Raw genomic sequence first — 16,456 nt, forward strand, 5'->3', positions numbered from 1 at the left:
ATGAAGTATTTTTTTGTCCTGATATTACTGGGAAGTCTAACTGCTAATGCTCAAAAAGAGGAAGAAAATGTAAAAACACCCATTCAGGCTCTCTTTGATGGTATGCGCAAAGCGGATACTGCATTAATGCGCTCTTCCTTTGCTCCAAATGCACAACTGCAAACCATTGCGAAAAATAAAGAAGGGCAAATGATAGTTAGATCTGAGAATATTGAAGAGTTCATTGTCTCCGTTGCAAAAGCTAAAGAAGGAGCGCTAGATGAACGAATAAAGTATGATGCTATAAAAATAGATGCCGATCTGGCGAGTGTTTGGACACCTTACCAATTTTATTATAATTCAGCCTTTAGTCATTGTGGTGTTAACTCCTTTCAATTAGTACGCTTGAATGGTCAATGGAAGATTCAATATATTATTGATACGCGCAGAAAGCAAGGCTGTGAAGGGCAGTAATGTTGTTTCAAATTGAATAGTCTGGTAAAGGAAATTCGAAAAATAAAATAGCGAAATCCGAAGATTAGTAATAATACAAAATTCCAAATCGCAAATTCCAAAAACCAAATGGCCTATTATCCTGCTAGCCGTTTCATAAGGTAGTAGGATAATAGGCCACAAATTGAAGCAAGTATCTTGCTATTGCTAACTTTTTAACCGGTATTTTTTGGTCACTTTAGGACTATTGAAATACCGGTTTAATTCTTCTTCAGTAAAGTTGTTTGTGAGTTCTACGGGTACATCGATCAGCTGAATTTGAATTTGTTTCAATTCTTCTTTCAGTTTGGTAACTTTCTTTATGATATCAGGATCCTTTGAGCCGAGTAATTGGTTGTCAAAAAGAACATACTCCAATCGTTTAATAGAAGTACGGATCAGGGAGGCCTGATTTTGATCTACGGCCTTATTGGGTACCGAAGCTTCTTTAATGGGCACTAAGGCTAGACCAACGCTTGGTAAAATTTTACCGTTTCGTTGATCGGTTTTACTTGCTGAAGTAGATAATACAGTACCTGTTAGCGATGTTGAGGCTGAAGTAAGATCAAAGCTAGTCCGGTAGTTTTTGGTTCTTTTTAAGCGCTTGTCCAATTGTAAGAATGTATACTTCAATTGCAGAACATACCGCTCTATATTTTTAGATGTCTGCTTGTGCTCTTCTATTGCCATTGGGTAGTCTAATGCATTGCGTACGATGATGCGCACATTTGCAGTATCTCTATTTTGGAATTTTGTACTGCCGATAAACTGAACTATGATCTCCCGTTGTTTGTTTGGGTCTGTTTCTCTGGCAAAATCATAGCCAGGTGTCCAGCTGAATTGATCTCCGCATTTCTGTACACTTGTATAGTTATTTATGGGATCACTAACGGATGTTATAATAGACTCGATAGGGAAGCTACCCGTTTCGCAAAAAACAGAGAATTTAACTGATTCACCTTCATCAATTAAGAAGCTACCATTGATGGCGGGTTTAACGCGTGAAGGGATGATCTCTGTACTATAGAATACAAGAGAAAAGCTGGTATCTATTTTTTCTGTTGGGTCATTTAAGTTTTGAACACCAACAATTATTTTGTAGTTGACATCGTATTTCAGCTTGCCAGATAGAAAGTAGGCTTTATCCGCTCTAAAAGATAAAATACCATTGTCTTTATTGATGCGTAGACCTACTGGCGCATTTTTAAGGTACCAGAAATAATTTGAGGGGTTTTTATTGATCTGCAGTTGATAATTCATTGATGAGTCAACATGCAACGTAAAGTAAGGATTTAGGTCAATGATACGCAATGCCGAATCGGGATGAAATACCGAATTATAGCTTGTATCCGTTTTTAAAGTCGTTACTGTGTCAGAATATTGACAAAAACTAACAAGGCTACCTAAGATCAATAAGAGACAGATTAATGACTTCTTCATGGGCATTCTCATCTATAAAAGAAATGCAATATTACTTATTTAAAAAAACAAACCCCTCGTGGAAACGAGGGGTGATAAACCAAAACCAACTGCTTATGAGAAAATCTTTATTATTATATACGTTCAATTACTGAACGGCGATTTGTTTTGTTTGAGGTTTGACTTCAGCCTTCTTGGGAAGGTTTAATGTCAATACGCCATTAACATATTGTGCTGCTATAGCTTCTGTGTCGATGGTTTTATCTACTGTAAAAGAGCGTTTGAAAGATTGAAACTGGTATTCTCTTCTAATATGTTTCTCTTTCTCTTGTTCTGCTTCTTTTTTCACTTCGGCAGAAACGGTAAGAATGTTTTGATCTACATCAATCTTAAAATCCTCTTTGTTGAAGCCGGGTACTACCAGTTCTAAAGCAAATCCGTTTTCTACCTCTTTAACGTTTGCCGGAGCGAAGTGTTTGAAATTTGATGTCTGAACATCATCTCTATATAAAGACGTAAAAGGAGTAAAAAAGTTATTCATCAAATTGTTAAAAGAGTTATCCATTTGTTGATTTTTAAATTTTACAAGTGTCATAGTTATCAAGCTTTTAGGGTTAATAATCAATAATTGTTTCTTTCTTAATCCCAAACGGCATACCATCAGGTATTTTTATGCCATTACGTCACTGTTTAAACATTGAGCATGACATAATTTCTTAACAATCAGTTTATTATTGTAATAATTACAGTTTGCTACCTTTGCAAAAATTATAATAGTATGTATCCAGTAGAAATAGTTCAACCCATGAAAGAGGAGTTGACAGAAAATGGTTTTAAAGAATTACTGAATGGCCAGGAAGTGGAATCTCAACTGCAACAGAAGGGAACAACTTTAGTTATGATCAATTCTGTTTGTGGTTGTTCAGCTGGTACGGCTCGCCCAGGTGTGTTAATGGCTGTTGCAAACGCTGCTAAGAAACCTGATTTTTTAGCTACATCCTTTGCGGGCTTTGATGTAGAAGCTGTGCAAACCTTGCGTCAACATTTAATGCCTTATCCTCCATCTTCTCCAGCTATTGCTTTGTTTAAAGATGGAGAGTTGGTTCATTTTATCGAGCGTCATCAGATTGAGGGCCGTTCTGCACAAATGATTGCAACTAACCTAATCAGTGCATTTGACCATTATTGCAACTAAACTTTCCAAGTAAGTAGTTTGTGGTTTGTAGTTATGGACTAATATTGCCGGTTCAAACTATAAACCGCAAACTATAAACGCTTTACATGTATCCCAACCTTTACTACGCTTTTAAAGATTTATTTGGAGCTGATATTCCGGCCCTTCGGTTTGTTAATTCATTTGGTTTTTTTGTAGCACTTGCATTTTTAGCAGCTGCTTCCATTCTTACAGCAGAGCTTAAACGTAAAAGTAAAGCTGGTTTATTGCAACCGGTTGACGAGCAAGTGTTAGTTGGGCAGCCAGCAACTCCTTGGGAATTGGCGACCAATTTTATTTTAGGCTTTGTACTGGGATATAAAATTCTTGCTCTTTTCTTTTTAAGTCCTGAAGCAAAAGAAGATCCTCAGACTTTTATCTTTTCGGGTATGGGTAACTGGCCCTTAGGAATTGGTTTAGGTTTGTTCTTTGCGGGTTTGAAATGGTGGGAAAAAAGAAAGCGTCAATTACCGCAACCTGAAAAACGAACTGTTCGTATTTGGCCTCAAGATCGGGTAGGAGAGATAACTGTGCTTGCATTGATCTTTGGGATCGTTGGTGCTAAGCTTTTTGATATTTTTGAGAACTGGAGTGACTTTTTAGAACATCCTGCAGCTTATTTACTTTCTCCTGCAGGGCTAACTTTTTATGGCGGACTTATTTGTGCTGCCATTGCTATTATTCTATTTGCCAGAAAAAATAAAATTCCTTTGCGTCATTTGGCTGATGCAGTGGCGCCTGCTTTAATGCTGGCTTATGCTATTGGCCGTATTGGTTGCCATGTAGCCGGTGATGGTGATTGGGGAATTGTTAATACAAGCCCAAAGCCATTTGAATGGTTGCCTAACTGGATGTGGGCTTATAACTATCCTCATAATGTAAATGAGGCTGGTGTTGCTATTCCGGGTTGTGTTGGGCGTTATTGTAATCAACTTCCACAAACTGTTTATCCAACTGCATTTTATGAAACTATAGCCTCAACAATTTTGTTTTTAATTCTTTGGAGTTTACGCAAAAGGTTAAAACCCTATGGTGCCATTTTTTGCCTCTATCTTATCCTCAATGGCATTGAACGTTTCCTAATTGAAACTATCCGAGTAAACAATCAAATGGATTTGTTTGGTCTACATCCTACACAAGCAGAAGTTATAGCTATTGGACTTATTGTTACTGGAATAGCCTTGTGGGTATTCCTTTCAAAAAGATTTAATAGTAGAGTTGTTAAATCATAGTTATTAGTACCAGTTCTCTACTAAGAGTTAACCCTCATGATGCGTAATTGCTATGGTGTAGTATAGTTTTTGATGCGCATATTATGTGGCAAATCATTATGAATTATGGGTTTTGCGCTGTACTTTTGCAGATAGTGTCGAGATGTATTTAACTACACATTAGCATTATCCTGCAGCTCAAATTGGTCTTTATTTCGTTCATTATAAAAAACAAGGATAAATAACATGAGGCAGCTTAAAATTGCTACCCAGATCACGAACCGCGATTCCCAAGCCGTAGAAAAGTACCTCCAGGAGATCTCAAAGATTCCGATGATCACACCTGAGGAGGAAACTACACTTGCCCAGCGCATCAAAATGGGGGATCAGCGTGCATTGGATAAGTTGGTGCAAGCCAACCTCCGTTTCGTGGTTTCAGTAGCAAAGCAGTATCAACATCAGGGTTTGTCTTTAAGCGATTTGATCAACGAGGGTAATTTAGGTTTGATCAAGGCCGCTCAACGTTTCGATGAAACCAAGGGTTTCAAATTCATTTCATATGCTGTATGGTGGATTCGCCAGTCCATTTTACAGGCATTGGCAGAGCAGGGTCGTTTAGTCCGCTTGCCTCAAAACAAAATTGGCACCTACAATAAAGCTAACAAAGCGTACATGGCTTTTGAACAAGAGCATGAGCGTGAACCAAGTACAGAAGAGTTAGCTGATATCCTGGAAATGAGTGAGACAGAGATCAACAACATTTTCCAAAGCAATACCCGTCATACTTCGTTAGATGCTCCTGTACATGAAGCAGAAGACGTAGCCATGGGTGATTTATTAGAAGGTGGTGATGATACCGATGATGATGTGATGAAAGATTCTTTGCGTAATGAAATTCGTCGTGTATTAAAATCACTATCACCTAGAGAAGCCGAGATTGTAAATGCATACTTTGGTTTGGATGGTGAAAATGGTGTTACCATTGAACAAATTGGTCAGAAGTACGACCTTACAAAAGAACGTATTCGTCAGATCAAAGAGAGAGCGATTAAGCGTTTGCAGAAAGCTCGTTATAGCAATGCGTTAAAAGCCTATTTGGGCTAATACGATACAAATTGATGGGTTTTAAACGGCCTTGGTTTAATTAAACCAAGGCCGTTTTGTTTAATAACTTTACGAGTAGTTATGAAAAACAGCCTTTTACTTTTTGTCATTTCATTAAGCTTTTTCAGTTGTGAAAAAAAAGTAGATTTTCAGCTGGAGAAAACGCAGCCCAAGTTAACCATAGAAGCTACCATTGAAAATGGGCAAGCTCCAATAGTGATTTTAAGTAATTCGATTGATTATTTTTCAACGATTTCATTACAACAGTTGTCCGGTATATTCGTTCATAATGCCATAGTTGAAATTTCTAACCAGCGTCAAACACATCGCTTAAAAGAATATGCAATACCCGTGGGGCCTGGTTTGTTTTATTACTATTATTCAACTGATTCATCTTCTTTATCAACGGCCATTACTGGCGAATTGAATATGGCTTACACCTTAAACATAACTAGCCAAAACGAACAATATTCTGCTGCTACTACTATTCCTAATATCACTAAAAAGATTGATTCTATTTGGTGGAAGCCTACGCCTAATGATACTTCCAATAAGAAAGCAACGGTAATCATGAAGGCCACAGACCCACCTGGATTTGGAGACTATGTGCGGTATTGGACTAAAAAGAATCGAGAGAGCTTTTTACCAGGATTAAACTCTGTCTTTGATGATTTAATAATTGATGGAACCACTTATGAATTGGAAGTAGAACCTGGTTTTAATAGAAACAAAAGCTGGAGTGATAATGAGAAGGAGAGTGTTTTTCATAAGGGAGACACGGTTGCAGTTAAATTAAGCAATATAGACAAGGCTACATATGATTTCTGGCGAACTATGGAATATACCTATCAATCTGTTGGCAATCCTTTCTCTACACCTACAAAGGTCATTTCGAATATAAAAGGCAATGCACTGGGTTATTTTGGAGGATACGCCTCTCAATACCGCCAGCTGGTTATTCCACAATAGTGTATTTCTTTTTGTCAATACTTTTGAATTACTAGTATTTTTGGCGTTAATCATTTTCAAGCAATGGAAAATTCCACTATAGAAAAAGTACAGCTTTTAATTATTGGCTCTGGTCCGGCGGGGTATACGGCTGCCGTTTATGCGGCTCGTGCGAACATGAAGCCGGTTTTATACCAAGGTATACAGCCTGGAGGGCAATTAACCATTACCACTGATGTTGAAAACTATCCAGGTTTCCCTGAAGGTATACAAGGTCCTGAGTTAATGATCAATTTTGAGAAACAAGCACAGCGTATGGGGGCAGATCTGCGCTATGGTTTAGCTACTAAAGTAGATCTTTCAAAGCAGCCTTATAAGGTATGGATTGACGATGAAAAGGAAATTGAGGCCAATGCAATCATTATTGCTACAGGAGCCTCTGCTAAATGGTTAGGAATAGAAAGTGAGCAGCGATTGAATGGATATGGCGTAAGTGCATGCGCTGTTTGTGATGGCTTTTTCTTTAAAGGAAAAGAAGTTGCTATTGTAGGTGCCGGTGATACAGCTGCAGAAGAAGCTTTATATCTTTCTAAGCTATGTACAACGGTTCATATGTTGGTGCGTCGTGATGAAATGAGAGCCAGCAAGATCATGCAGGACCGTGTGTTGAATACTTCTAACATTAAGGTTTATTGGAACTCAGAAACTGATGAAATATTAGGTGAGAAAACAGTAGAAGCGGTTCGCATTAAAAACAATAAATCTGGAGAACTAACAACAGTCCCTATCAAAGGGTTCTTTGTTGCCATTGGTCATCAGCCCAACTCTGACATTTTTAAGGACTGGCTAAAAATGGATGAAGCCGGTTACATAGAAACAATACCCGGAACTTCAAAAACGAATATAGAAGGTGTTTTTGCATCCGGTGATGTTCAAGATAAAATTTATCGCCAGGCAGTAACTGCAGCTGGAAGCGGCTGTATGGCAGCATTAGACGCTGAACGATATCTTTCTGAAAAGGGTTTCCATTAAGCAGCAATTCATACCAGTTTTTACTCTATAATAGAATATGGCAGGCGCCCTGACTATACAGTTACAAAATGTGCGGTTTTTTGCCGGACATGGGTTGTATAAAGAAGAAGCTCTTGTAGGTAATGAATTTGAAATAGATGCATTCATTACTTACAAGGCTCCTAAAGACATAGTAGGGGCCATTGATGAAACAGTTGATTATGTAAAAGTGTACCAGCTGATTGAGGAGATTATGTATCAGCAAAAGGGGCTGCTTGAAACATGCGCCATGCAAATAGCTGACCGGATTCAACAGCAATTTCCATTTGTAAAGAAGGTTTCCATAACAATCAGAAAAGTACATGCACCCATAACCAACTTTGCCGGAACGGTAGGCGTTACCTATTCTAAACGATATAAGTAATACTGAATGAAGACCACCATTCTTTTACTGTTCTCTTTTTGCACTTTATTCTCCAAGGCACAAGACGAACAGCAGCTTTTGGCACAAGCTAGTCAGCAGGAGGCGGCATTAAATGAAAATGCAGCATTTGAGACCTTAAAACAAGTCCTTCGAATTAATCCACATAATTACAACGCCTTATGGAAGATAAGTGAGCTTTGTAGCCGAATAGGTAACCGCCAATCTACTAAAGAAAAGAAACAAGCTTTTTTTAATGCTGGTAAATCGTATGCTGAAGCTGCTATTAAAGTGAATCCCAATGCTGCCGATGGATACTATGCATTAGCGGTTGCCATGGGACGTTATGCTTTAGCTCAATCAGGTAGGGACAAGATCAATACTGTAAAAGAAATTCGCGCTAATGCTGAAAAAGCTATTAAGCTGAATCCCAATCATGGGCGTGCCTGGCATGTATTAGGAAAATGGCATTATGAAGTGAGCAATTTAAGTATGTTAGAGAAAGCAGGCGTTCGCATAATGTATGGTGGATTGCCAGAAGCTTCCTTAAAAGAAAGTATAAAAGCCTACGAGAAAGCAAAAGCACTTGAACCCAATTTTGCTCTGAATTACCTGGAGCTGGCAAAGGCCTATAACCGAAATGATGAAATATCAAAGGCTATTGAATGTTTGCGCAAACTTCCAACACTTCCCAATAAAACATTGGATGACAACCGCATCAAAGCTGAAGGAGCAACTTTGCTAAAAGAATTGAGCAACTAAATTGTCATTTTTTTCCATTTATTACTACGGATATAGAAATACGAAAGTGAAAATAGAATTGACCAATATAGAAGTTCGGACATCCATCCCCATAAAATACCCAGCTTGAATACTTCCAGAACTAAGAATACATAGGTGCAATAAAATATTATAGCTCCCAATTCTATTAAAAAAGTAACCCTGCTATTACCAGTACCTGTAACAGCATTTAGCCAAATGGTACCAAATGACATAAATAACATTGCCACAGCAACCGTTCGAATAACAGGGATACCTTCTTCTATAAAAGCTGCATCTGATCGGAATAAAGAAAGGTAGAACTGCGGGAAAACATTCAATATGATAAAAACACCTGCAGCAATACTTACACTAAGGGTCATGATCTTCGTAACCAATTTGACTACCTGGTCTTTTTTACCTTGACCGATTACATTGCTCACCATTGTATTGGCTGTAGAAGCCAAGGCCCAGATAAAAGTGCCAAAAAAGCCAAATACAGTGCGCATGGTAGTAGATATAGCTAAACCAGTTTGTGAAGCATTACGCGCTACCAGCATATAAAAGAAAAACCAACTAATAATGGAAATGGCATGTTGAAAAATGAGGGGACCGGCTATTTTTAAGATCAACCGGGCATTTGCTTTATCCAACTGAAATGATTGAAATAAACCATAAGTGTTTGTAATCCCTTTTTGGCGCAATACCATAAAGATGACAAACATGCCGGTAAACTCTGCAATAATCGATGCTACTGCTGCACCATTAAATCCCATAGCAGGAAAGCCAAATCCGCCATAAATAAGCGCATAATCAAAGAATACATTAGCAATGGTTTCAGCCAAGGTGCCGGCAACTAAAAATTTACTCTGATTAATTCCAACTAGTAATGCATTCCGCATTTGGTAGATATACAAAAAGGGAAGTCCCAGTATTCGGATGTTTAGAAAATTTATAACCGGGGTAGCCTGACTTTCTGATAAGAAAGTTTTAAATATGAGAGGCGCAGCAAACAGTGTAAACAAAATGCCTACAGTAGCTATTGAAAGAGCGATAAAAATCCCTTGTGTAAAGATCTTGCCGATTTCTTCAGGCCTGTTTTCTCCGGCGCGTCGCGAGATAAGCATTTGCAGACCATTGTTCAATCCATACCCAATACCGCCAAAGATCAGGTAATAAACACCGGTAATACTGGCATTAGCAAGTGAAGTTTCACTGTGGTGACCTAAAAAAATATTATTGATAATCAGGTTCAATTGAGGGACCAGTAAGGCTAGGCTTATTGGTAAGGCAATTTTCCAGATCTGCTTATAGTTGGTTTCTACTTGTAAAGACGTTGACATAACAAGGGAGCAAAAGTAATGGAAAAGCCTACGGCATCAGGAACAATAAGCAGATTATACTTACTTTGCAACAAACAACGTTCAGTGAAAACGCTATTTCAACTAGGGGATCAAAGTAAGAATGTGAATAAGGTATTATGTGAGTGGAGCCGACAACACTGTTGCCTGGCCGGTTTTGATTCCAAGGCAAATCAACTCTCCTGGCTGACCTACAATACATATGACCAACTGGATGAAGCAACGATCCAGACTATAATTAATGAGGTGACAAGCTCAGGAACTATAATTGTTTCATCGGCCTTTCCTGAATCCATTTTTACACCATTAGGTTATAATGGGGAAGAGGTTTTGCAGAATTTATACAATTCTGCAAAACCTGTGGTTGCGCTTTCGGATAATGTAAATGAATGGCAAGTAAAAAATCATTATCTGCTGCCTAAAGCCATTCATAATGTGATCAACCATAAGTTCTCCAATGTATCTTATATCAACTTCTTTACTGTAGCTTTAAAAGGAGATAACGGGATAGTGGCCAGCGAACAAATAGCAGTTCATTTTTCACCTAATCAGTTTTCCGTATTGGTTAAAAAAAGTGGCCAGCTTCAATTAGCACAACTCTACAGCTATCAGTCACCATTAGATGTTGTCTATTATTTAATGAAAATTGTTGATGAATTTAATCTATCTAAAGAAGAGACTGTTTTGATAATTTCTGGTCTTATTGAAGAAAGCTCTGACTTGTATAGAGAAATGTACCAGTATTTTCCAAACATTCAATTTGCCACGTCAACAATGCCTTCAATTGAGGGTGATACTTATCCATCACATTTTTTTACGTCTATTTATAATTTAGCAGCATGCGTATCATAAGTGGAGATCTTGGTGGTAGACGGATTAATCCACCTACAAATATGCCATACACCCGCCCTACAACCGATATTGCCAAGGAGGGGTTGTTTAATATTCTTCAAAACAATCTGGACTTTGAAGATTTAAAGACCCTGGATCTATTTGGCGGTACAGGTAGTATCAGTTATGAGTTAGCGTCAAGAGGTGTAGAAGACCTAACCATTGTGGAGAAGGACACACAGATGTTTAACTTCATTAAGAAAACGGCAGAGGCTTTGAAGTTGGAAAACTTTAAGGTTGTGAAGTCGGATGTTTTCAAGTTTATTGAAAACAGCGGTGAGCAGTATGATTTTATTTTTGCAGGTCCTCCCTATGCATTACAAACTATTGATGAATTACCCAAACTCATATTTGAAAAGAAATTATTGAAAGTGAATGGTTGGTTTATTTTAGAACATACACCAAGGAACGATTATAAAACGTTTCCTTATTTTAAATGGGAGAGAAGCTATGGAACTACAATCTTTTCCTTGTTTGTCAACAGCTTTGCTACTACAGAATAGGATATGCTAAAAAAAGAGGCCCGTAGGATCTATAAAAAGAAGAAGGAAGAGTTGTCTGCTTCGGAACAACTGAAAGGGGATGACTTGCTATTGATTCAATTTCAAACAGTAGATTGGCCTCAGGTTACGAATGTGCTTAGCTTTTATCCTATTTTAGAGATGAAAGAAATCAATTCGTTTATTCTCACTGATTATTTGCATTTTAGAAATCCCTCTTTGCAATTTTTTTATCCAAGAGCCAATTTTGATAGCCATACGATGCATGCTATACATTGCACAGCGGATACATCATTTGAGGAAAATAAATATGGCATATTTGAACCCGTTCAGGGGGAGGTTATTGATCCAAGGGAGCTGGATATGATCATTGTTCCATTATTGGCCTTTGATATGAACGGGCATCGTGTTGGTTATGGAAAAGGATTTTATGACCGTTTTTTGAAGGAGTGCCATGAAGATTGCCTGATTGTAGGCGTTTCTTATTTTGAGCCTGTTGAAGCCATTGAGGATACGGGTGAATTTGACGTACCTTTAGACCTTTGTATTACACCGCAACAGGTTTATGTTTTCTAATTGGTTTTTGAAGTCATTTCGCATTCTACTTCTTCCATTTGCTTTTTTATATGGTGGAATAGTCATCTTTCGTAACTGGTTATATAAGAAAAACGTACTTAAATCCACTTCATTTGGTTTGCCACTAATTGGTGTTGGTAACCTATCTGTAGGAGGTACGGGAAAATCGCCGATGGTGGAGTACCTGGTGGCTCATTTAAAGCAGAAATATAAAGTAGCTACATTAAGCCGGGGATATAAACGTAAAACTAAGGGCTATGCGTTAGCGAATGAGCGAACTACAGCTCTTGAAATAGGTGACGAGCCTATGCAGTTTCATCGCAAGTTTCCTGATATACCTGTAGCCGTTGGGGAAGAGCGTATTGTGGCCATTCCCCAATTATTACATGACCGCCCAGAAACAGATATTGTTATACTTGATGATGTTTTTCAACATCGCGCTATAAAACCGGGTTTCAACATTCTGCTAACCGATTGCAATAACCTGTTTACCCGCGACTTCTTTTTGCCAACAGGCGACCTAAGAGATCAACGTAGCAGTTATAAAAGGGCAGATGTGATCATTGTTACCAAATGCCGGACCGACTTATCTATAACAGAAAGGGATAAGCTTATAAAAGAGATAAATCCGTTATCTAATCAACAGGTATTTTTTACTACCATATCTTATGGCACTCCATACCATATTACAAATTATACTTCCTTTGATCTAAACCAACAGACAGAGGTTTTATTAGTTACGGGCATAGCTAATCCGAGGCCACTAAAAGAGTACCTGGAAAGCCTCATTCACACCTATACTATGATGAATTACGGTGATCATCATATATTTTCTATTGATGATTGGCGCGACATTAAAAAGCGTTTTGAGGGTATTGATGCTGAGCATAAAGTGATTCTTACTACAGAGAAGGATGCCATGCGGCTGATGAAGTTTGATTCTGAATTACAGTCACTTCCTTTCTACGTTATACCTATTGAGCACAAATTCTTATTTGAGCAGGGAACAATGTTTGATGATATAGTTATTAAATTCATTGAAAATTTTAAACAATCTGTTTAAAGCATGGGCCGAAAAAACAATAAGAATACCAAGAAAGGCAAACGGAAAGGCAGTCAGAAAGAAACTTACAAGGGAAGATTAGAAATAACCCGTTCAGGGATGGGGTTTGTAATTGTGGAAGGTTTGGAATCTGATGTTTTAGTTCGTCCCCCCGATTTCAATACAGCTTTGAATGGCGATACTGTAAGAATTCATGTGAAGCCGAACCGTGATGGGAAGCGCATGCAAGGGGAAGTGGTTGAAGTACTGGAACGTAAGCAGCTCGAGTTTATAGGCAAGCTGGAAATGAATAAAGGTTTTGCCTTTTTTGTGGGAGACAGCAAGAACCGGATGCCGGATATTTATATCCCGGAAAAAAACTTCAACAATGCGAATGAAAATGATCGTGTTGTTGTACGTATTACAGAGTGGGAGCAAGGGACCGGAAAGCGTCCAGTGGGAGAGGTGGTAACTGTGCTGGCTGCAGAAGATGCCAATGACATGGCTATGAAGGAAATCTTGTTGGAAAATGGCTTTCCGCTAGAATTTCCTGAAGAAGCAATGGAGGAAGCTGCACGAATTAGTGATGTGATACCAGAGGCTGAGATCAATAAAAGAAGAGACTTTAGAAACACGCTAACTTTTACTATAGACCCCGTAGATGCAAAGGATTTTGACGATGCATTATCTATTCGCGTATTGAAAAACGGGAATTATGAAATAGGTGTGCATATTGCTGATGTGGGCCACTATGTGGAAGAAGGTACTGCATTAGATGAAGCAGCCTATACAAAGGCGACATCCGTTTACCTGCCCGACCGCGTGAACCCAATGCTCCCTGAGCATATTTCTAACGTACTCTGTTCATTGCGTCCACACGAGGATAAATTGACTTTTTCGGCCGTATTTGAAATGACGCCGAAAGGTGCCGTAAAGAAATACTGGCTAGGCAAGACTGCTATACATTCTGACCACCGTTTTACTTACGAAGAGGTTCAGGAAATAATAGAGAAGCAAGAGGGGCATCTTTTGGACGAAATATTGTTGTTAAACAATATTGCCCAGCGCTTACGGAAAAAGCGTTTTGACAGTGGTGCTATTAATTTCTCCTCTCAGGAAGTGCGGTTTAAGCTGGACGAAACAGGTAAGCCGATTGGGGTTGTTGTTAAGGAAAGCAAAGAGTCCCACCAATTGATTGAGGAATTTATGCTTTTGGCAAATAGATATGTGGCACAACACGTATCAGAAATTGAGATCAATAAAAAGCCGTTGCCTTTTCCTTACAGGGTACATGATCTGCCCAGTGAAGAAAAACTTTTGCCCTTTATGGCCTTTGCCCGCAAGTTTGGACATAAGTTCGACATGTCTTCACCTGAAAAAATTGCTGAATCCTTCAATCAAATGCTGGAAGATGCCCAAGGAAAGCCAGAGCAGCATGTATTGGAGCAGTTAGGTATACGCACAATGGCTAAGGCCGTTTATACAACCGAAAATATTGGTCACTATGGCTTAGGCTTTGAGAACTATTGTCATTTTACTTCTCCAATACGTCGTTATCCAGATATCCTGGTGCATCGGGTGCTTTTAGGGGTATTAAGGGATAACATTAAGCCCGATAAGAAAATGGAGCAAAAGTGTAAGCATAGTAGTGAGCGGGAACGGGCCGCTATGGAAGCGGAAAGGGCAGCTAATAAATACAAACAGGTGGAGTATATGCAAAACTTCCTGGGCGAAGAGTTTGAAGGCGTTGTAAGTGGGGTTTCGGCTTTTGGCTTTTGGGTAGAAACTGTAGAACACAAATGTGAAGGAATGGTGAGTATAACTACCTTGTCGGATTATGATGATTTCCGCTTAGTTGATACAGAATATGCATTAGTAGGAATGCGGAGTAGACGTAAGTTCCGGATGGGAGATAAAGTGCGTATTAAAGTTGTAGCGGCGAATTTAGAGAAGAGACAATTAGATTATGAATGGGTGCTTTCGACTACTGCCGAATCATTTGAAAACAATAATGTCGTTGAAGAGGCACCTAAAAAAGCAAAACGGAAAAAGAAAAAGAGCACAGAAGATTAAGGGAAATGGGGAATGTGAATTTCGGATTGCGGAAGTGTAAACTACCAAAATATGACTGAATTTAAAATTCGTACCAAGGAATTTGCTTTGAATATTATCAAGTTAATAAAAGAAATTCCGTCAGATAAGATTGCTGATGTCCTCAACAAACAATTATTACGTTCGTCAACTAGTGTAGCTGCTAATTACAGGGCTGCATGTAGATCCCGCTCTCATGCTGAGTTTATTTCAAAAATTGGGATCGTAGAAGAAGAGGCTGATGAATCAACTTTTTGGTTGGAATTGATATCCGAGTCTAATACCCACAATTCAGATTCCCTTCAAGTATTATTAAAAGAATCAAAAGAATTAACGGCTATTTTTACCAGTTCTGGAAAAACAGCCAAAGCAAATAAAGTTCTAAATAACAAGGGAAAGTAATTTCGCATTTCGCGTTTCCCCTTTCGCATTTTAGTATATGTACACATTTGAAGAACTGTCGAAGCTGTTTATAGAAAAATTTGAAGTTGACCATTTTCCAGCTTCGCCTAAAACATTATATGATCCTAATCGCTATTTTTTACAATTAGGAGGTAAGCGGATCAGACCCGTATTATGTGTGATGGGCAATGACCTGTTTGATGTTATAAACCCTGATACATGGCCCGTAGCAAAGGCCATTGAACTGTTTCACAACTTTACCCTTATTCATGATGATATAATGGATAACGCCCCGCTACGCAGAGGGATGCAAACTGTTCATGAAAAATATGGTCAAAGTACAGCCTTATTAGCAGGTGATGTAATGTTGGTTAAGGCTTATGATTATTTGAATGCCATTTCAAGGGATTATTCCAAGAATATAATTGCCCTCTTTAATAAAACAGCCCGTCAAGTTTGTGAGGGCCAGCAGCTGGATATGGACTTTGAAAAAAAGCAGGAGGTAGGATTTGAGGAATACTTGAATATGATCAACCTTAAAACTTCGGTTCTGTTGGCTGCCAGTCTGCAATTAGGTGCAATATTAGGTGGAGCGAGCGAGCGTAACCAGCAGCTTATTTATGAGTTTGGGCGGAAATTGGGGCTGGCATTCCAGGTGCAAGATGATTATCTGGATGCCTTTGGAGACCCGGATAAGTTTGGAAAGCAGGTGGGCGGTGATATTAAGGCCAATAAAAAAACCTTTTTACTGATTCATGCTCTAGAGGCTGCATCTGCCGATCAGAAGACGGCATTAAATGAGCTTTTACATTCTGATGGGGATAATAAGGTGGAGCAAGTGCTAGCCATATTTAAGGCTTGTAAGGTAGATCAATGGGCTGCTTCATTAAAAGAGCAGTTTATGAATGAAGCCTTTACTCATTTAGAAGATATAGCTGTTGTAGCTAAACGGAAAGAGCCTCTAAAACAATTGGCAAATTATCTTGTGGAAAGAGAACACTAGGTTTGAAGACTTTCTCTAAAAATAAAAAGGCAC

At 38.6% G+C, this 16,456-nt stretch carries 18 protein-coding genes; 15 read left to right on the top strand and 3 right to left on the bottom strand.

Translation table 11 applies throughout. The features are described from left to right. Positions 1 to 453 carry a nuclear transport factor 2 family protein gene (locus tag SY85_RS01150; RefSeq protein ID WP_066401393.1) on the top strand — a complete coding sequence of 151 codons (453 nt, stop codon included), beginning with the start codon at positions 1 to 3 and terminating at the stop codon, positions 451 to 453. Between the two features lie 186 nt (positions 454 to 639). Here SY85_RS01150 and SY85_RS01155 read toward each other — a convergent pair whose 3' ends face one another. Further along, positions 640 to 1,911 (bottom strand): hypothetical protein, encoded by a 1,272-nt coding sequence (locus SY85_RS01155; protein ID WP_066409200.1) that lies wholly within the window; start codon positions 1,909 to 1,911, stop codon positions 640 to 642. 127 nt (positions 1,912 to 2,038) lie between these two features. After that, the gene (locus tag SY85_RS01160) at positions 2,039 to 2,485 is read right to left on the bottom strand and encodes an Hsp20/alpha crystallin family protein (RefSeq protein WP_066409202.1); all 447 of its coding nucleotides are present in this window, start codon (positions 2,483 to 2,485) and stop codon (positions 2,039 to 2,041) included. A 183-nt stretch (positions 2,486 to 2,668) separates the two neighbouring features. On the opposite strand from SY85_RS01160, the gene SY85_RS01165 reads away from it, so the two are divergent. The 7 genes from SY85_RS01165 (at position 2,669) to SY85_RS01195 (ending at position 8,560) form a co-directional block, all read left to right on the top strand. Continuing rightward, positions 2,669 to 3,085: a BrxA/BrxB family bacilliredoxin gene (locus tag SY85_RS01165; RefSeq protein ID WP_066401394.1), complete on the top strand. Its 417-nt coding sequence runs from the start codon at positions 2,669 to 2,671 to the stop codon at positions 3,083 to 3,085. 86 nt (positions 3,086 to 3,171) lie between these two features. Continuing rightward, positions 3,172 to 4,335: a prolipoprotein diacylglyceryl transferase gene (locus tag SY85_RS01170; protein WP_066401395.1), complete on the top strand. Its 1,164-nt coding sequence runs from the start codon at positions 3,172 to 3,174 to the stop codon at positions 4,333 to 4,335. 225 nt (positions 4,336 to 4,560) lie between these two features. Further along, a complete protein-coding gene (locus tag SY85_RS01175) occupies positions 4,561 to 5,418 on the top strand; it encodes a sigma-70 family RNA polymerase sigma factor (protein WP_066401396.1) in 858 nt (285 codons plus the stop codon). Positions 5,419 to 5,499: 81 nt separating this feature from the next. Next, positions 5,500 to 6,387 carry a DUF4249 domain-containing protein gene (locus SY85_RS01180; RefSeq protein WP_066401397.1) on the top strand — a complete coding sequence of 296 codons (888 nt, stop codon included), beginning with the start codon at positions 5,500 to 5,502 and terminating at the stop codon, positions 6,385 to 6,387. 63 nt (positions 6,388 to 6,450) lie between these two features. Next, entirely contained in the window at positions 6,451 to 7,398 is a 948-nt protein-coding gene (gene trxB, locus SY85_RS01185) for a thioredoxin-disulfide reductase (protein WP_066401398.1), read from the top strand. Between the two features lie 37 nt (positions 7,399 to 7,435). Then, positions 7,436 to 7,801 carry a dihydroneopterin aldolase gene (gene folB / locus SY85_RS01190; protein ID WP_066401399.1) on the top strand — a complete coding sequence of 122 codons (366 nt, stop codon included), beginning with the start codon at positions 7,436 to 7,438 and terminating at the stop codon, positions 7,799 to 7,801. A gap of 6 nt (positions 7,802 to 7,807) precedes the next feature. Beyond that, a complete protein-coding gene (locus SY85_RS01195; protein WP_066401400.1) occupies positions 7,808 to 8,560 on the top strand; it encodes a hypothetical protein in 753 nt (250 codons plus the stop codon). Here SY85_RS01195 and SY85_RS01200 read toward each other — a convergent pair. Beyond that, a complete protein-coding gene (locus SY85_RS01200; RefSeq protein WP_066401401.1) occupies positions 8,557 to 9,900 on the bottom strand; it encodes an MATE family efflux transporter in 1,344 nt (447 codons plus the stop codon). The genes SY85_RS01195 and SY85_RS01200 overlap by 4 nt on opposite strands. Positions 9,901 to 9,984: 84 nt before the next feature. Between SY85_RS01200 and SY85_RS01205 the strand changes: the two genes are divergently transcribed. Genes SY85_RS01205 through SY85_RS01235 form a run of 7 tightly spaced genes read left to right on the top strand, consistent with a single transcriptional unit; the run spans position 9,985 to position 16,423 of the window. Then, on the top strand, positions 9,985 to 10,770 hold the full coding sequence (locus tag SY85_RS01205) for a DUF3822 family protein (protein WP_158512922.1): 786 nt from the start codon (positions 9,985 to 9,987) through the stop codon (positions 10,768 to 10,770). After that, complete coding sequence (locus SY85_RS01210) at positions 10,758 to 11,312, top strand: RsmD family RNA methyltransferase (protein ID WP_066401403.1); 555 nt, start codon at positions 10,758 to 10,760, stop codon at positions 11,310 to 11,312. Before SY85_RS01205 ends, SY85_RS01210 begins: the two co-directional genes overlap by 13 nt. Before the next feature lie 3 nt (positions 11,313 to 11,315). Then, positions 11,316 to 11,885, top strand: a complete 570-nt coding sequence (locus SY85_RS01215) for a 5-formyltetrahydrofolate cyclo-ligase (RefSeq protein WP_066401404.1) — start codon at positions 11,316 to 11,318, stop codon at positions 11,883 to 11,885. After that, positions 11,875 to 12,948, top strand: a complete 1,074-nt coding sequence (gene lpxK / locus SY85_RS01220) for a tetraacyldisaccharide 4'-kinase (protein WP_066401405.1) — start codon at positions 11,875 to 11,877, stop codon at positions 12,946 to 12,948. Before SY85_RS01215 ends, lpxK begins: the two co-directional genes overlap by 11 nt. 3 nt (positions 12,949 to 12,951) lie before the next feature. Continuing rightward, on the top strand, positions 12,952 to 15,000 hold the full coding sequence (gene rnr / locus SY85_RS01225; RefSeq protein ID WP_066401406.1) for a ribonuclease R: 2,049 nt from the start codon (positions 12,952 to 12,954) through the stop codon (positions 14,998 to 15,000). Positions 15,001 to 15,051: 51 nt separating this feature from the next. Next, entirely contained in the window at positions 15,052 to 15,420 is a 369-nt protein-coding gene (locus tag SY85_RS01230) for a four helix bundle protein (RefSeq protein ID WP_066401407.1), read from the top strand. Positions 15,421 to 15,457: 37 nt separating this feature from the next. Then, complete coding sequence (locus SY85_RS01235; protein WP_066401408.1) at positions 15,458 to 16,423, top strand: polyprenyl synthetase family protein; 966 nt, start codon at positions 15,458 to 15,460, stop codon at positions 16,421 to 16,423. Positions 16,424 to 16,456 lie beyond the last annotated feature (33 nt).

This window comes from Flavisolibacter tropicus, assembly GCF_001644645.1.
Classification (GTDB): domain Bacteria; phylum Bacteroidota; class Bacteroidia; order Chitinophagales; family Chitinophagaceae; genus Flavisolibacter; species Flavisolibacter tropicus.

Excerpts from the sequence above, each read along its gene's own strand:
- SY85_RS01150 (WP_066401393.1), top strand. The coding sequence starts at position 1 with ATGAAGTATTTTTTTGTCCTGATATTACTGGGAAGTCTAACTGCTAAT.
- SY85_RS01155 (WP_066409200.1), bottom strand. The coding sequence starts at position 1,911 with ATGAAGAAGTCATTAATCTGTCTCTTATTGATCTTAGGTAGCCTTGTT.
- SY85_RS01160 (WP_066409202.1), bottom strand. The coding sequence starts at position 2,485 with ATGACACTTGTAAAATTTAAAAATCAACAAATGGATAACTCTTTTAAC.
- SY85_RS01165 (WP_066401394.1), top strand. The coding sequence starts at position 2,669 with ATGTATCCAGTAGAAATAGTTCAACCCATGAAAGAGGAGTTGACAGAA.
- SY85_RS01170 (WP_066401395.1), top strand. The coding sequence starts at position 3,172 with ATGTATCCCAACCTTTACTACGCTTTTAAAGATTTATTTGGAGCTGAT.
- SY85_RS01175 (WP_066401396.1), top strand. The coding sequence starts at position 4,561 with ATGAGGCAGCTTAAAATTGCTACCCAGATCACGAACCGCGATTCCCAA.
- SY85_RS01180 (WP_066401397.1), top strand. The coding sequence starts at position 5,500 with ATGAAAAACAGCCTTTTACTTTTTGTCATTTCATTAAGCTTTTTCAGT.
- trxB (WP_066401398.1), top strand. The coding sequence starts at position 6,451 with ATGGAAAATTCCACTATAGAAAAAGTACAGCTTTTAATTATTGGCTCT.
- folB (WP_066401399.1), top strand. The coding sequence starts at position 7,436 with ATGGCAGGCGCCCTGACTATACAGTTACAAAATGTGCGGTTTTTTGCC.
- SY85_RS01195 (WP_066401400.1), top strand. The coding sequence starts at position 7,808 with ATGAAGACCACCATTCTTTTACTGTTCTCTTTTTGCACTTTATTCTCC.
- SY85_RS01200 (WP_066401401.1), bottom strand. The coding sequence starts at position 9,900 with ATGTCAACGTCTTTACAAGTAGAAACCAACTATAAGCAGATCTGGAAA.
- SY85_RS01210 (WP_066401403.1), top strand. The coding sequence starts at position 10,758 with ATGCGTATCATAAGTGGAGATCTTGGTGGTAGACGGATTAATCCACCT.
- SY85_RS01215 (WP_066401404.1), top strand. The coding sequence starts at position 11,316 with ATGCTAAAAAAAGAGGCCCGTAGGATCTATAAAAAGAAGAAGGAAGAG.
- lpxK (WP_066401405.1), top strand. The coding sequence starts at position 11,875 with ATGTTTTCTAATTGGTTTTTGAAGTCATTTCGCATTCTACTTCTTCCA.
- rnr (WP_066401406.1), top strand. The coding sequence starts at position 12,952 with ATGGGCCGAAAAAACAATAAGAATACCAAGAAAGGCAAACGGAAAGGC.
- SY85_RS01230 (WP_066401407.1), top strand. The coding sequence starts at position 15,052 with ATGACTGAATTTAAAATTCGTACCAAGGAATTTGCTTTGAATATTATC.
- SY85_RS01235 (WP_066401408.1), top strand. The coding sequence starts at position 15,458 with ATGTACACATTTGAAGAACTGTCGAAGCTGTTTATAGAAAAATTTGAA.